The sequence below is a fragment of the Acidimangrovimonas pyrenivorans genome (genome assembly GCF_042643245.1).
Taxonomy (GTDB): Bacteria; Pseudomonadota; Alphaproteobacteria; order Rhodobacterales; family Rhodobacteraceae; genus Acidimangrovimonas; species Acidimangrovimonas pyrenivorans.
Genome location: NZ_JBHRSK010000004.1, coordinates 1,332,435 through 1,346,300, shown reverse-complemented (window position 1 = coordinate 1,346,300; position 13,866 = coordinate 1,332,435). Strand labels below are relative to the sequence as shown.

Genomic DNA, 13,866 nt, shown 5'->3' with positions numbered 1-13,866 from the left:
GGGCAGCGCCCCCCGCCGCCGTCCCCTCCGCCAGCCCTGACCGATGGCCCAGCTCCCCGCCCTCGACATCCCCGAGCACGGCAAGCTCGCCGACAACATCACCCATTTCGCCCGCGCCCTGCGCAAGGCCGGGCTGCCGATCGGGCCGGGCTCGGTGATCGACGCGATCCGCGCGGTCGAGGCGGCGGGCTTCACCGAGAAGGCGGATTTCTACTGGACGCTGCACGCCTGTTTCGTGCGCCGGCCCGAGCACCGACTGGTCTTCGCCCAGGTCTTCCGGCTCTACTGGCGCGACCCGCGCTATATCGAGCACATGATGGCGATGATGCTGCCGGCGGTGCGCGGCGCGCAGGAGGAGCGGGCGGCGCAGGCGGCCGAGAAGCGCGCCGCCGAGGCGCTGCTCGACGGCGTCGACCGCGAGATGCCGGGGCGGGAGCCGGGCGCCGAGGACGAGGCCCCGGTCGAGATCGACGCCTCGATGACGACCTCGGCCGAGGAACGGCTGCGGGCGCTGGATTTCGAGCAGATGTCGGCCGAGGAGATGGCGCAGGCGAAACGGATGATCGCCCGGCTGCGGCTGCCGGTGCGGCCTCTGAAATCGCGCAGAACGCAGGCCGACCGGCATGGGCGGTTGCCCGACTGGCGCGCCACCTTCCGCCAGGCGCTGCGCCAGGGCGGCGAGCTGCGCGACTTCTCGCGCAAGGCGCGGCGCGCGCGCTGGCCGAACCTGGTCGTGCTCTGCGACATCTCGGGTTCGATGTCGGCCTATTCCCGCGCCGTGCTGCATTTCCTGCACGCGGTCTCGAACCACAAGGGCGCCGGTTGGGCCCAGGTCCATGCCTTCACCTTCGGCACAAGGCTGACCAACATCACCCGCCAGCTGCGCGCGCGCGACGTCGACGCCGCGCTGGCCGCCGCCGGGGCCGAGGCGCGGGACTGGGAGGGCGGCACGCGGATCGGGTCGTCGCTGCACGAATTCAACCGCGACTGGTCGCGCCGGGTGATGTCGAACGCCGTGGTGCTGCTGATCACCGACGGGCTCGACCGCGACGAGGAGGGCATTCTCGGCCCCGAGATCGAGCGGCTGCACCTCTCGGCCCGGCGCCTGATCTGGATCAACCCGTTGCTGCGCTGGGACGGCTTCGCGCCCCGCGCCCGCGGCATCCGCACCATGCTGCCCCATGTCGACAGCTTCCGCGCCGGCCACAACATCGCCGCGCTCGAGGCGCTGGCCGAGGCGCTGTCGGATGCCGCCGACTCGGGCGAGAAGGCGCGGCTGATGGCGCTGCTCGAAACCGGCGCGGCGGCGGGCTAGCCGCGCGGACCGCCCCGGCCTGAGCCGTTCTGTCGCACCCGATATGTTCATTCGGCGCCTTCGGTTTGACCCATGTCAAATTGCGGCCCGCGCGAGCGGCGTAGAAGGGAGGCATCGAACGGGCGCCCGCACGCGTCGGCAGGCAGAGACCCGGACGATCTCCCTGAACTCCGCTCACCTCCCTGGGCGGATTTCACCGCCCACCTCCCTGGGCGGACAGCATAAACGCCGTGAGACCTCCCTCTCACGGCGTTTTAATTTGCCCGCTGCCATCCCGCTTCCATCCCGCTGTCGTTCCGCGATCCGATTGCGCGGCTGCGCCGCATTCCTTCTGGCGCTGCGTGCGGTGCGGGGGGCGCTGCCCCTCCGTCGCCCAGGGGCGACTCCCCCCGGGATATTTCCGTTCAGGGGAAGGGGCGTTCGGCATCTTCCCTGTTGAATCGCTCCGGCCGGCGCCGCGGGCATTGGCGGGCGCAGCATCCGGATTATGTCCTGCGGGCGTGCCGCCATTGGTGGTGGCGCGGGGGCGCGGGCTGGCGCATAGTCGCCGTAAAGAGGAGGCCGTCATGAGTGAATACAGCCACGATCAAATCCCGGAAATCGCGCTCGACTGGCACCGGAACAGGCGCCGCGCGGCGCTGGCGACGGTGGTCGAGACCTGGGGCTCGGCGCCGCGTCCGGTGGGCAGCCAGCTGGCGATCTCGGGCGACGCGCAGATCATGGGCTCGGTCTCGGGCGGCTGTGTCGAGGGCGCGGTGGTCGAGGAGGCGCTGGAGACGCTGGAGGACGGCAAGCCGCGGCTGCTCACCTACGGCGTTTCAGACGACGAGGCCTTCGCCGTCGGCCTGGCCTGCGGCGGCACGATCAAGGTGCTGGTCGAGCCGGTGGGCACGGCGCTGCCCGAGGATATCCTCGCCGACCTGGTTTCGGTCCGGGCGACCCGCCATGCCGCGGCCTATCTGGTCAACCTCAGGACCTGGGAGCGGCGGCTGACCGACGGCCATGGCGACCCGCTGGAAGAGCCGATCCGGGCGCGGTTCCGGTCCGACAAGTCGGGCACCGAGGGCGACTGGTTCATCGCCATCCACAACCCGCCGCTGCGAATGGCGGTGGTCGGCGCCGTCCATATCGCCCAGCCGCTGCTGCAGATGGCGCGGCTGACCGGCTACGACCCCTACCTGATCGACCCGCGCGAGGCCTTCGGTGCCGCCGAACGCTTCCCCGGCGAGACCATCAGCCACGACTGGCCCGACGAGGCGCTGGCCGAGCACGGGCTCGACGCCCGCACCGCCGTCGTCACCCTGACCCACGATCCCAAGATCGACGACCCGGCGATCGTCGCGGCGCTGAATTCCGACGCCTTCTATCTCGGCTGCCTCGGCTCGACCCGGACCCATGCCAAGCGGGTCGACCGGCTCAAGGCGGCGGGGCTGAGCGCGGCGCAGATCGCGCGCATCCACGCCCCGGTCGGTCTCGACATCGGCGCCAAGAGCCCGGCCGAGATCGCCGTCGCGATCCTGGCCGAGATCACCGAAACCCTGCGCCGGGGCTAGGCGATGCGCTTCGGCCCGGTGCCGCTGGACCAGGCGGAGGGGGCAATCCTCGCCCATTCGCAGCCGCTCGACGGCCATCGGCTGCGCAAGGGGCGGGTGCTGACCTCGGAGGATATCGCCGCGCTGGCGGCGGCTGGGGTGGCGGAGCTGACCGTGGCGCGGCTCGATCCCGGCGACGTGGCCGAGGATGCCGCGGCCGCAAGGCTCGCCGCCGCGCTGGTGCCCGATCCGGCGGCGGCCGGGCTGACCCTGTCGGCGCCCTTCACCGGCCGGGTCAATGTCAACGCCGCCGTGCCGGGGCTGGTTGCCCCGGACGCCGCGGCGATCGGCGCGCTGAACCGGATCGACCCGGCGATCACGCTGGCGACGCTGGCGCCGCAGGCCCGGGTGACGCCTGGCATGCTGGTCGGCACGATCAAGATCATCTCCTATGCCGTGCCGGGCGCCCGCCTGGCCGAGGCGGAACAGGCCGCCCGCGCCGCCCTGCGCCTGCGCCGGGTGACGCGGCGCAGCGCCGGGCTGCTGCTGTCCGAGGTGCCGGGGCAGGCGCCGAAGCTCTCGGCCAAGGCGCGCCGGGTGACCGAGGGCCGGCTGGGCGCGCTGGGGATGGAACTGGCCGAGGTCGCCGTCACCCCGCACGAACCGGCCGCCATGGCCGAGGCCTTGGCGGCGCTGAAGGGCGAGGTGCTGCTGATCCTCACCGGCTCGGCGACCTCGGACGCCCATGACACCGGGCCCGAGGCGCTGCGCCGGGCCGGCGGCACCGTCACCCGTTTCGGCATGCCGGTCGATCCCGGCAACCTGCTGTTCCTCGGCGCTCTCGGCCCGCGCCCGGTCATCGGCCTGCCGGGCTGCGCCCGCTCGCCGGCGCTCAACGGGGCCGACTGGGTGCTCGAACGCATCGCCTGCGGCCTCGACCCCGGCGACGACGATATCGCCGCCATGGGCGTCGGCGGGTTGCTCAAGGAAATCCCCCAGCGGCCCCAGCCCCGGGAACGAGGCAAGAGCTAGGGGCTTTCTTTCTGCTCGGAAATATCCTCGGGGGTGAATTCGCGCCCCCAGGCGCGAAGAGGGGGCAGACGGCCCCTGCCGCCCCTGCCACCCTTGACGGCCGCGCCTTCCGGTCTAGGCCTAGGACCCTCAACCAGACGTGCGGCAGGCGGCGCAATTCCCTGTTTGCGAATGCGATTCCCCGTGCTTTACTCGCCCACGTTCACATTAGGGAGGATGCGATGGCGAAGGTCACGATGACGGTGAACGGCAAGACCGTTTCCGGCGAGGTCGAGGGGCGCACGCTGCTGGTGCAGTTCCTGCGCGAAGGGCTCGGGATGACCGGCACGCATGTCGGCTGCGATACCAGCCAATGCGGCGCCTGCGTGGTGCATGTGAACGGCGACGCGGTGAAGAGCTGCACCACCTTCGCGATGGATGTCGACGGCGCCGAGGTGACGACGATCGAGGGCATGGCCAATGCCGACGGCTCGCTCGGCGTGATCCAGCAGGCGTTCCAGGACCATCACGGGCTGCAATGCGGCTTCTGCACCCCGGGCATGGTGATGTCGGCGGCGGCGCTCTTGAAGGAGAACCCGAAGCCGACCGAGGCCGAGATCCGGCATTACCTCGAGGGCAATATCTGCCGCTGCACCGGCTACCACAACATCGTCAAGGCGATCATGGCGGCCTCCGGGCAAGACGTTTCGGCGATCGCCGCCGAGTGAGGAGCTCGGCGAGGAATTTCGTTTTCAAGTCATAGTCCTGCCGCGCATTGCGCAGGCGGGAAACCCAGGGAGGAGACTATGCCGAAAGACGGAGGCATCGGCGCCAGCACCAAGCGGCGCGAGGATCTGCGGTTCCTGAACGGCAAGGGCCGTTATACCGACGACATCAACCTGCGCGGCCAGGCCTATGCCTGGTTCGTCCGCAGCCCGGTGGCGCATGGCACGCTCAACAGCGTCGACACCGCGGCGGCGGCGGGCATGCCCGGCGTGCTGCGCGTCTTCACCGGCGCCGATTTCGAGGGCATCGGCGGGCTGCCCTGCGGCTGGCAGGTGACCGACAAGCACGGTAACCCGATGCTCGAGCCGGCCCACCCGGTGCTGGCCCAGGGCAAGGTGCGCCATGTCGGCGACCCGATCGCCGTGGTGGTGGCCGAGACCGAGGCCCAGGCGCGCGACGCCGCCGAGGCGGTCGCCTTCGACATCGACGAGCTGCCGGCGGTGATCGACATGAAGGCGGCGGTGCAGGACGGCGCGCCGCTGGTCCATGACGATATCGGCTCGAACCTGTGCTACGACTGGGGCTTCGTCGAGGAGAACAAGGCCGCGGTCGAGGAGGCCTTCGCCAAGGCAGATCACGTCACCACCCTCGAACTGGTCAACCAGCGGCTGGTGCCGAACGCGATGGAGCCGCGGGTGGCGGTGGGGGATTACGATCCCTGGACCGACCATCACACGCTCTACACCACCTCGCAGAACCCGCATGTGATCCGGCTCCTGATGGGCGCCTTCGTCCTCGGCATCCCCGAGCACAAGCTGCGTGTCGTCGCGCCGGATGTCGGCGGCGGCTTCGGCTCCAAGATCTTCCACTATGCCGAGGAAGCCTTCTGCACCTATGCCGCGAAACAGCTGGAACGGCCGGTGAAATGGACCGCGCAGCGGTCCGAGAGCTTCATCACCGACGCCCATGGCCGCGACCATGTCACCACGATCCAGCTGGCGCTGGACAAGGAGGGCCATTTCCAGGCCCTGCGCACCGACACCTACGCCAATATGGGCGCCTACCTGTCGACCTTCGCGCCCTCGGTCCCGACCTGGCTGCACGGCACGCTGATGGCGGGCAACTACAAGACGCCGCTGATCTACGTCAACGTCAAGGCGGTGTTCACCAACACCGTGCCCGTGGACGCCTATCGCGGCGCCGGCCGGCCCGAGGCGACCTTCCAGCTCGAACGTGTCATCGACAAGGCGGCGCGCGAGATGGGGATCGACCCGATCGAGATCCGTCGGCGCAACTTCATCCAGCCGGACGAGTTCCCTTACCAGACCCCGGTCGCGGTCGAATACGATACCGGCAACTACCAGGCGACGATGGACAAGCTGATCGAGATCGCCGACCTGTCGGGCTTCGAGAAACGGCTGGCGGAATCGAAGGCGCGCGGCAAGCTGCGCGGCCTCGGCGTCAACTGCTATATCGAGGCCTGCGGCATCGCGCCGTCGAACCTCGTCGGCCAGCTCGGCGCCCGGGCCGGGCTTTACGAGAGCGCGACGGTGCGGGTGAACGCCACCGGCTCGATCTCGGTCTTCACCGGCAGCCACAGCCACGGCCAGGGCCACGAGACCGCCTTCCCGCAGGTGGTGGCCGAGATGATCGGCATCGACGCTTCCCAGGTCGAGATCGTCCATGGCGACACCTCGAACACGCCGATGGGCATGGGCACCTACGGCTCGCGCTCGCTCGCCGTCGGCGGCTCGGCGCTGGTCAAGGCGACCAACAAGATCATCGACAAGGCCAAGAAGATCGCCGCCCACCTGCTCGAGGCCTCGGAGGCCGATATCGAGCTCAAGGACGGCAAGTTCTCGGTCGCCGGCACCGACAAGGAAGTCGACTGGGCCGGGGTGACGCTGGCGGCCTACGTGCCGCACAACTACCCGCTGGAAGAGCTCGAACCGGGACTCGAGGAGACGGCCTTCTACGACCCGTCGAACTTCACCTATCCCGCCGGCGCCTATGCCTGCGAGGTCGAGGTCGATCCCGACACCGGCAAGGTGACGATCGAGAGCTTCGCGGCGGCGGACGATTTCGGCAATATCGTCAACCCGATGATCGTCGACGGCCAGGTCCATGGCGGGCTTGGCCAGGGCATCGGCCAGGCCTTGCTGGAAGGTGCAGCCTATGACGAGAACGGCCAGCTGATCTCGGGCAGCTACATGGATTACGCCATGCCGCGCGCCTCCGACGTGCCGTTCTACAAGGTCGATCACAGCTGTGCCACGCCCTGCACCCACAACCCGCTGGGGGTGAAGGGCTGCGGCGAGGCCGGCGCCATCGGCAGCCCGCCGGCGGTGGTCAATGCCGTCGTCGACGCGCTGGCCCGGGCCGGGCACGACATCACCCATATCGACATGCCGCTCAGCCCGTCGCGGGTCTGGGCAGCGATGCAGCAGTAAGGAGGGACGCTCATGTACGCGTTCGAATTCAAGCGGCCGAGCACGGTGGCCGAGGCGGTCGAGGCGCTGGGGGCCGAGGAAGCCCAGGCGCTGGGCGGCGGCCAGACCCTGATCCCGACGCTGAAGCAGCGGCTGGCGGCGCCGGCGCTGCTGGTCAGCCTCAACGGCATCGACGAGATCAAGGGCGTGCGCGTCGAGGGCGGCGCGGTCTGCGTCGGCGGCGGCACCCCGCACGCGGTGGCGGCGCGCGAGGCAGCGGCGAGCTTCCCGGCGCTGGCGGCGCTGGCGGGCAATATCGGCGACCCGGCGGTGCGCAACCGCGGCACCGTCGGCGGCAGCCTGGCCAACAATGACCCGTCGGCCGATTACCCGGCGGCGGCGCTGGCGACCGGGGCGACCATCGTCACCAACACGCGCGAGATTGCGGCCGACGATTTCTTCGACGGCATGTTCACCACCGCGCTGGCGGAAGGCGAGATCATCACCGAGGTCCGCTTCCCGATCCCGCAGGCGGCGAATTACCAGAAGTTCGAACAGCCGGCCTCGCGCTTCGCCCTCACCGGGGTGTTCGTGGCGAAATATCCTGACGGGGTGCGGGTGGCGGTGACCGGCGCCTCGGGCGACGGTGTCTTCCGCTGGTCCGAGGCCGAGGCGGCGCTGTCGTCGGATTTCTCGGCCGGGGCGGTGTCGGGGCTGAGCGTCGATGCCGACGGCATGATCGCCGACCTGCACGGCTCGGCCGCCTACCGGGCGCACCTGGTCAAGGTGCTGACCGGCCGCGCGGTGACCGCCGCCGGCTGAGCCACTGGTCAGTGTGAAACAGAGGAGCCCCTGCCGCTGGCGGGGGCTCTTAGCGTTTGGGGCTGCTGGCTGAGCCCCGCTGCCAGGCACGACATGAGCGGGGTGAGCGCCTGCCCGTGGGGTGGCGGTCGCAACAGCCGAACGGCGCGCTTTATGTCAGCCAAGCCCTCCGCAATACGAGCGATGCGCGCGGTTCCAAAGCGCCAGCCCGCCGGGACGGGCAGACGCTCGCCCTGCGCGGTTCCCGCGCGCACCGGGCGAAGTTGCGCCTGGCTCCCGGGTCCGTTCCCTCTCGCTTCGGAGTGGGGCAAATTCTCTCGCCCAAAGCAAGACGCCCTCCCGCAAGGGGAGGGCGCCTGAATTCCGTCGCTGTCGGTCGGCCTAGCGCGGGCCGATCATCATCACCATCTGGCGGCCTTCCAGCTTGGGCATGTTCTCGACCTTGCCCAGCTCGGCCACGTCCTCGGCGACGCGCTTGAGCAGGTCCATGCCCAGCTGCTGGTGCGCCATCTCGCGGCCGCGGAAGCGCAGCGTCACCTTGACCTTGTCGCCGGCCTCGAGGAAGCGGACCACGTTGCGCATCTTGACGTCGTAGTCGTGGACATCGGTCCCGGGCCGGAACTTGACCTCCTTGACCTCGATCGTCTTCTGCTTCTTGCGCGCCTCGGCCTCGCGCTTCTGCTGTTCGTACTTGAACTTGCCGAAATCCATGATTTTGCAGACCGGCGGCGTCGCGTTGGGCGAGATCTCGACCAGGTCGAGACCGGCATCCTCGGCCAGGCCCAGCGCCCGCGCGGGCGGCATCACGCCAAGGTTTTCGCCTTCGGCACCGATCAGGCGAATCTCGGGCGCACGGATTCGTCCGTTCACGCGGGGTCCGGTGTCGCGGGTCGGCGGGGCGTTGTGGGGTCTGCGAGCTATGGTGAAGTTCCTTCTGTCATCTGATCAATGCGCGGCAAAATAGCTTTGGCCTGCAGCTCTTTCAACCGGATTCGCGGCTGCCGGGGCGCAAAGCGGGCCCGGCGGGGCGCAGGCGCGGGATTGTGATCCGGCGCCGACCGGTCCGGCCGCGAGGCCCGATCAGATGCCGTCGCCGACGAAAGCCTTCTCGACGACATATTCCTTGGGATCGCTGTTGGCGCCCTCGCGCAGGCCGAAGCCCTCCAGCACCGCCTTGACGTCGTGGTTGAAGGCGAGCGAGCCGCAGACCATCGCCCGGTCGTGCTCCTGCTCCATCGGCGCGATGCCGAGGTCCTGAAACACCTTGCCCGAGGTCAGGTTGTCGGTGATCCGGCCCATCTGTGCACTCTCTTCCCGGGTCGTGGTCGGGTAATAGCGCAGCTTGTCGCCGACGAACTCGCCGATCAACGGGTCGTCCCTGAGGCTTTCGACCAGCTGGCGGCCGTATTCCAGCTCGGCCGCGGTCCGGCAGGTATGCATCATCACCACCTGCTCGTATTTCTCGTAGGTCTCCGGGTCGCGCATCAGCGAGGCGAAGGGGGCGATGCCGGTGCCGGTGGCCAGAAACCACAGCCGCTTGCCCGGCAAGAGCGCGTCCAGCACCAGCGTGCCGACCGGCTTGGGCCGCAGGATGATCTGCTCGCCGGCCTGGATATGCTGCAGCTTCGAGGTCAGCGGCCCGTCCGGCACCTTGATCGAGTAGAACTCGAGCTCCTCGTCCCAGCTCGGCGAGGCGATCGAATAGGCGCGCAGGAGCGGCTTGCCGTTGTCGCCCATCAGCCCGATCATGACGAATTCGCCCGAGCGGAAGCGAAGCGATTTCGGCCGGGTCACGCGGAACGAGAACAGCCGGTCGGTCCAGTGCGTGACCTCGGTCACGGTCTGGGCATCGGGCAGGGTCTTGACGGGGGTGGCGGGCGTGTCGGTCACGGTAATCTGTTCGGTCATCTGCTGCGGAATGCCTCTTCTCTACTTGCTGTTGACGGGCGGGGAAAGCCCCGGATTACGCCCGCAGCCGCGACCTATAGTCGTGGGCGCGCCAGTCGGCGCGGAAACGCCATTGCTCCTCGGGCTGGCGGGCGGCGATCTCGTCGGGGATCTCGACCTCGTCGAAACCGGCGCGGCGGGCCATGGCGTATTGATCGGCGATCAGCGGCCCGGCGGCGCGCAACCGGCCGGCATAGCCCGCCAGCCGCAGCCGCCGGCCGAGGGTGAAGCCGCGGCCGTCGGCATAGGCGGCGAAGCGGACCACGATCAGCGCGAGCCCGTGCAGCCGCCCGGCCAGCGCCGCCGGGTCGGCCTCGGCCGCCAGCGCCACGGCACGGGCCTCGGGCCGGTCGGCCAGCGCGGCGAGGGGACTGATCTCGCCCTGCCAGTCGTCCGCGGCAAAGCCGCTGTCGGTGACGATCACGCTCATGCCGCGTCCTCCGTCTTGTCGCCATCGGTGCCGGCGGTTTCCTCTGCCTGCGGCAGCGGCCCGCGCACGACGCGGCCGCCCGCGAAATGGATGCCGCATTCCTCCTTGTCGCGGCCGCGCCAGCGCCCGGCGCGCGGGTCCTCGCCCGGCTTGACCGGGGTGGTGCAGGGGGCGCAGCCGATCGACGGGTAGCCCCTGGCGACCAGCGGGTGGCGCGGCAGGCGGTTGTTGACCATGTATTCGGCGATGTCCTCCCGCCGCCAATGGGCCAGCGGGTTGACCTTGATCCGCCCGGCCTCGTCGGCCTCGAAGAAGTCGAGCGTCGCCCGGCTGGTGCCCTGGAACCGCTTGCGGCCGGTGATCCAGGCGTCGAAATCGCCCAGCGCCCGCTCCAGCGGCGCGGTCTTGCGCAGGGCGCAGCAGCCGTCGGGATCGGAGCGGTAGAGCAGGTTCTCGGCATCGCGCGCCAGCACCTGCGCCGGATCGGGGCGGATGCGGCGGACATCGGTCAGACCGAGGGTTTCGGCGACCCGGGTCTGGTAGAACAGGGTCTCGGCGAACAGCATCCGCGTGTCGATGAACAGCACCGGCGTGTCCGGTGCGACGGCCGAGAGCAGGTGCAGCAGCACCACCGATTCGGCGCCGAAGCTGGAGACCAGCGCCAGACGCCCGACCAGGGGGTCCTCGAGCGCGTGGTGCAGCACCGCCGTGGCGGCATGGTGGCGGTAGCGGTCGTTGAGCGCCGCCACCCGTTCTTCGACCGGGGTGAGGGGGGCTTCAAGCGGCATCGCGGGTCCTTTCGGCGGGATAGAGCGCGGATTTGAACGGCGCCGGGCCGAGGCGGCGGAAGGCGGCGATGAAGCTCTCCCCGGGCCCGTCGCGCAGGTCGAGATAGGCCCGGATCAGCCGCTCGATGGCGGGCACGATCTGGTCGTAGGCGAAGCCGGGCCCGGCCCGCTCGCCGATCGCGGCGGTCTCGGAGGCGTCGCCGCCCAGCGTGATCTGGTAGTTCTCGACCCCGGCACGGTCGAGGCCGAGGATGCCGATATGGCCGACATGGTGGTGGCCGCAGGCGTTGATGCAGCCCGAGATCTTGATCTGCATCGGCCCGATCTCATGCTCGAGGTCGAGTTCCTCGAACCGCGTGGCGATGGCCTGGGCGACCGGGATCGAGCGCGCCGTGGCCAGGGCGCAGTAATCCATCCCGGGGCAGGCGATGATGTCGGAGACGAGGCCGATATTCGCCGTTGCCAGCCCGGCCTGTTTCAGCGCCGCATGTACCGCCGGCAGGTCGCCGCGATGGACATGGGGCAGGACGACGTTCTGCGCGTGACTGACGCGCAGTTCGTCATGGCCGTAGCGTTCGGCCAGGTCGGCCATCACCCGCATCTGGGCCGAACTCGCGTCGCCCGGGGTCGCGCCCGGTTTCTTCAGGCTGATCTGGACGATGGCGTAATCCGGGTGGCGATGGGCCGAGAGGTTGGTGTCGGCCCAGGAACGGAAGACCGGATCGGCGGCATAGGCGGCGTCATGGGCCTCGACCGGTGCCGATTTGAACTGCGGCGGCAGGAAATGCTCGGCGATCTCGGCCAGCAGCGCCCGGTCGGCGCCGCCATAGCTGTCGCGCAGCTCGGCGAAACGGTCCTCGATCTGCGCGATCAGCGCCGCCTCGCCCTGCTCGCGGAGGGTGATCTTGATCCGCGCCTTGTACTTGTTGTCGCGCCGTCCGGCCATGTTGTAGACGCTCAGCACCGCCTCGACATAGGGCAGAAGGTCGGCCAGCGGCAGGAACTCGCGGGTGACGAGGCCGAGCAGCGGCGTCCGGCCCAGCCCGCCGCCGACGAAGACGCGGACGCCCAGCGCGCCGGCCGCGTTGCGCACCATCTGCAGGCCGATGTCATGGGCGCGGATCACCGCGCGGTCGGCCTCGGTGCCGATGACGGCCAGCTTGAACTTGCGCGGCAGGTACTGGAATTCGGGATGATCGGTCGACCATTGCCGCAAGAGCTCGGCCACCGGGCGCGGGTCGAAGACCTCGCCCGCCGCGGCGCCGGCGAAATGGTCGGCGGTGACGTTGCGCACCGTGTTGCCCGAGGTCTGGATCGCGTGCATGCCGACATCGGCCAGCGCGTCGAGCATGTCCGGCACGTCGGCCAGCCGGGGCCAGTTGTACTGGATGTTCTGCCGGGTGGTGAAATGGCCGTAGCCCTTGTCCCAGCGGTCGGCGATCATCGCCAGCTGGCGCATCTGGCGGCTGTTCAGCGTGCCGTAGGGGATGGCGACGCGCAGCATGTAGGCGTGGAGCTGCAGGTAGAGCCCGTTCATCAGCCGCAGCGGCTTGAACTCGTCCTCGGTCAGGCTGCCGTCGATCCGGCGGCCGACCTGCTGGCGGAACTGGGCCACCCGCTCACGCACGAGAGCCTCGTCGAAGTCGTTGTATTCATACATTCTTCAGCTCCACTTGCTTGCCGTGGGCATAGTTGGACGGGCCCTGCGCGCGGAAGCCTTCGCGGAAATGCACCGGCTCGGGACCGTCGGCTCCCGGGCGGGCCTCGGCGAGGTAGACGCCGACGACCTGGTGGTGCCGGGCCTGGGCGTCGAGCAGCCGCAATTGCGCGACGGCCTCGTCCTCGATCAGCTCGGCCTCGCGGTGCAGCCGGGTCCAGCGCCCGTCCTCGGTGAAATAGACCACGTCGCCCTCGAGCAGGGCGTTGGCGGTGACGACCTTGGGGGTGAAGCGTTTGCTCATGCGCTTTTCTCCTCGGGTTCGGCCCGGGCCGCCGCGCCGCGCGGGGCAAGGCCGTAAAGCAGCACCGCCGGGCCGCCGACGCCTTCGAGCGCGGCGGGCAGGGCGGCAAGGGTGGTGGGGCGGATGCGCTGGTCGGGGCGCGAGGCGTTCTCGACCACGCTGACCGGCGTCTCGCCGCCGGCGCCGTGCATCAGCAGGCGGCCCTGCAGGAAGCGCGCCGCCCGCTTGCCCATGTAGATGGCGGCGACGGCGCCCGGCTCGGCCAGCCCGCGCCAGTCCTGCTCGGCGAAGCCGGCGACGTCGTGGCCGGTCAGCAGCCGCACGCCGGTATTGCGCCCGCGCGCCGTCAGCCCCTGGCCGAGCGCGGCGGCGGCGGCCGAGGCGGCGGTCAGGCCGGGGGTAATGGCCCAGTCGATGCCGTTGGCGTCGAGCGCCTCGACCTCCTCGTCGAGCCGGCCGTAGACGCCCGGATCGCCGGATTTCAGCCGCACCACCCGGGCGCCGGCCCGGGCATGCTGGACCAGCAGCGCGTTGATCTCCTCTTGCGGCACCGAGGGGCCGAAGCCCTGCTTGCCGGCGGCGATCCTGCGCGCCCGGCGCGGGATCAGCGCTAGGATCTCGGCCGAGATCAGCCGGTCGTGGACCACGACCTCGGCCTCGGCCAGCAGCCGCCGCGCCTTCAGCGTCAGAAGTTCCGGATCGCCCGGCCCGGCGCCGACGAGGTCGACCCGGCCGGCCCCGGCTTCCCCCGCGCGCAGCCAGCGCCGGTCGAGGGGCAGCGCGGCGGCGCCGCCACCGGCCAGCCGTGCCGCCATGCCGGCGCCGCCGCGGATCATCCGCGCGCAGAGGCGGCGAAGCGGCGAAGCGGGGAAGATCGAAGCGTGGGTCATGGCGGCCTCCGGGAG

The 13,866-nt window shown here is 70.2% G+C and carries 13 protein-coding genes; 6 read left to right on the top strand and 7 right to left on the bottom strand.

Annotation, left to right across the window (positions count from 1 at the left end; genetic code table 11):
• Positions 1–43: 43 nt before the first annotated feature.
• The 6 genes from ACFOES_RS09385 (at position 44) to ACFOES_RS09360 (ending at position 7,835) form a co-directional block, all read left to right on the top strand.
• Entirely contained in the window at positions 44–1,315 is a 1,272-nt protein-coding gene (locus ACFOES_RS09385; protein ID WP_377832975.1) for a vWA domain-containing protein, read from the top strand.
• Positions 1,316–1,881: 566 nt separating this feature from the next.
• Positions 1,882–2,868 carry an XdhC family protein gene (locus ACFOES_RS09380; RefSeq protein ID WP_377832974.1) on the top strand — a complete coding sequence of 329 codons (987 nt, stop codon included), beginning with the start codon at positions 1,882–1,884 and terminating at the stop codon, positions 2,866–2,868.
• Between the two features lie 3 nt (positions 2,869–2,871).
• Entirely contained in the window at positions 2,872–3,879 is a 1,008-nt protein-coding gene (locus ACFOES_RS09375) for a molybdopterin-binding protein (protein WP_377832973.1), read from the top strand.
• A 221-nt stretch (positions 3,880–4,100) separates the two neighbouring features.
• Positions 4,101–4,586 carry a (2Fe-2S)-binding protein gene (locus ACFOES_RS09370; protein WP_377832972.1) on the top strand — a complete coding sequence of 162 codons (486 nt, stop codon included), beginning with the start codon at positions 4,101–4,103 and terminating at the stop codon, positions 4,584–4,586.
• 78 nt (positions 4,587–4,664) lie between these two features.
• The gene (locus ACFOES_RS09365; protein WP_377832971.1) at positions 4,665–7,034 is read left to right on the top strand and encodes a xanthine dehydrogenase family protein molybdopterin-binding subunit; all 2,370 of its coding nucleotides are present in this window, start codon (positions 4,665–4,667) and stop codon (positions 7,032–7,034) included.
• Between the two features lie 12 nt (positions 7,035–7,046).
• On the top strand, positions 7,047–7,835 hold the full coding sequence (locus ACFOES_RS09360) for an FAD binding domain-containing protein (RefSeq protein ID WP_377832970.1): 789 nt from the start codon (positions 7,047–7,049) through the stop codon (positions 7,833–7,835).
• A gap of 381 nt (positions 7,836–8,216) precedes the next feature.
• Here ACFOES_RS09360 and infC read toward each other — a convergent pair whose 3' ends face one another.
• The 7 genes from infC to cobA form a co-directional block, all read right to left on the bottom strand.
• Complete coding sequence (gene infC / locus ACFOES_RS09355) at positions 8,217–8,705, bottom strand: translation initiation factor IF-3 (RefSeq protein WP_449222434.1); 489 nt, start codon at positions 8,703–8,705, stop codon at positions 8,217–8,219.
• Positions 8,706–8,915: 210 nt separating this feature from the next.
• Positions 8,916–9,743 (bottom strand): ferredoxin--NADP reductase, encoded by an 828-nt coding sequence (locus ACFOES_RS09350; RefSeq protein ID WP_377832969.1) that lies wholly within the window; start codon positions 9,741–9,743, stop codon positions 8,916–8,918.
• Between the two features lie 55 nt (positions 9,744–9,798).
• Positions 9,799–10,212: a DUF934 domain-containing protein gene (locus ACFOES_RS09345; protein WP_377832968.1), complete on the bottom strand. Its 414-nt coding sequence runs from the start codon at positions 10,210–10,212 to the stop codon at positions 9,799–9,801.
• Positions 10,209–11,000, bottom strand: coding sequence for a phosphoadenylyl-sulfate reductase (locus ACFOES_RS09340; RefSeq protein WP_377832967.1), 792 nt, complete (start codon positions 10,998–11,000; stop codon positions 10,209–10,211). Before ACFOES_RS09340 ends, ACFOES_RS09345 begins: the two co-directional genes overlap by 4 nt.
• A complete protein-coding gene (locus ACFOES_RS09335; RefSeq protein WP_377832966.1) occupies positions 10,990–12,660 on the bottom strand; it encodes a nitrite/sulfite reductase in 1,671 nt (556 codons plus the stop codon). Before ACFOES_RS09335 ends, ACFOES_RS09340 begins: the two co-directional genes overlap by 11 nt.
• A complete protein-coding gene (locus tag ACFOES_RS09330) occupies positions 12,653–12,961 on the bottom strand; it encodes a DUF2849 domain-containing protein (protein WP_377832965.1) in 309 nt (102 codons plus the stop codon). Before ACFOES_RS09330 ends, ACFOES_RS09335 begins: the two co-directional genes overlap by 8 nt.
• Positions 12,958–13,851, bottom strand: coding sequence for a uroporphyrinogen-III C-methyltransferase (gene cobA, locus ACFOES_RS09325; RefSeq protein WP_377832964.1), 894 nt, complete (start codon positions 13,849–13,851; stop codon positions 12,958–12,960). Before cobA ends, ACFOES_RS09330 begins: the two co-directional genes overlap by 4 nt.
• Positions 13,852–13,866: the final 15 nt, after the last annotated feature.

What these genes read in the sequence shown, in the direction of transcription:
- ACFOES_RS09365 (WP_377832971.1), top strand. Translation starts at nt 4,665, where the DNA reads ATGCCGAAAGACGGAGGCATCGGCGCCAGCACCAAGCGGCGCGAGGAT.
- ACFOES_RS09330 (WP_377832965.1), bottom strand. Translation starts at nt 12,961, where the DNA reads ATGAGCAAACGCTTCACCCCCAAGGTCGTCACCGCCAACGCCCTGCTC.
- ACFOES_RS09385 (WP_377832975.1), top strand. Translation starts at nt 44, where the DNA reads ATGGCCCAGCTCCCCGCCCTCGACATCCCCGAGCACGGCAAGCTCGCC.
- ACFOES_RS09350 (WP_377832969.1), bottom strand. Translation starts at nt 9,743, where the DNA reads ATGACCGAACAGATTACCGTGACCGACACGCCCGCCACCCCCGTCAAG.
- ACFOES_RS09375 (WP_377832973.1), top strand. Translation starts at nt 2,872, where the DNA reads ATGCGCTTCGGCCCGGTGCCGCTGGACCAGGCGGAGGGGGCAATCCTC.
- ACFOES_RS09340 (WP_377832967.1), bottom strand. Translation starts at nt 11,000, where the DNA reads ATGCCGCTTGAAGCCCCCCTCACCCCGGTCGAAGAACGGGTGGCGGCG.
- ACFOES_RS09360 (WP_377832970.1), top strand. Translation starts at nt 7,047, where the DNA reads ATGTACGCGTTCGAATTCAAGCGGCCGAGCACGGTGGCCGAGGCGGTC.
- cobA (WP_377832964.1), bottom strand. Translation starts at nt 13,851, where the DNA reads ATGACCCACGCTTCGATCTTCCCCGCTTCGCCGCTTCGCCGCCTCTGC.
- ACFOES_RS09335 (WP_377832966.1), bottom strand. Translation starts at nt 12,660, where the DNA reads ATGTATGAATACAACGACTTCGACGAGGCTCTCGTGCGTGAGCGGGTG.
- ACFOES_RS09345 (WP_377832968.1), bottom strand. Translation starts at nt 10,212, where the DNA reads ATGAGCGTGATCGTCACCGACAGCGGCTTTGCCGCGGACGACTGGCAG.
- ACFOES_RS09370 (WP_377832972.1), top strand. Translation starts at nt 4,101, where the DNA reads ATGGCGAAGGTCACGATGACGGTGAACGGCAAGACCGTTTCCGGCGAG.
- ACFOES_RS09380 (WP_377832974.1), top strand. Translation starts at nt 1,882, where the DNA reads ATGAGTGAATACAGCCACGATCAAATCCCGGAAATCGCGCTCGACTGG.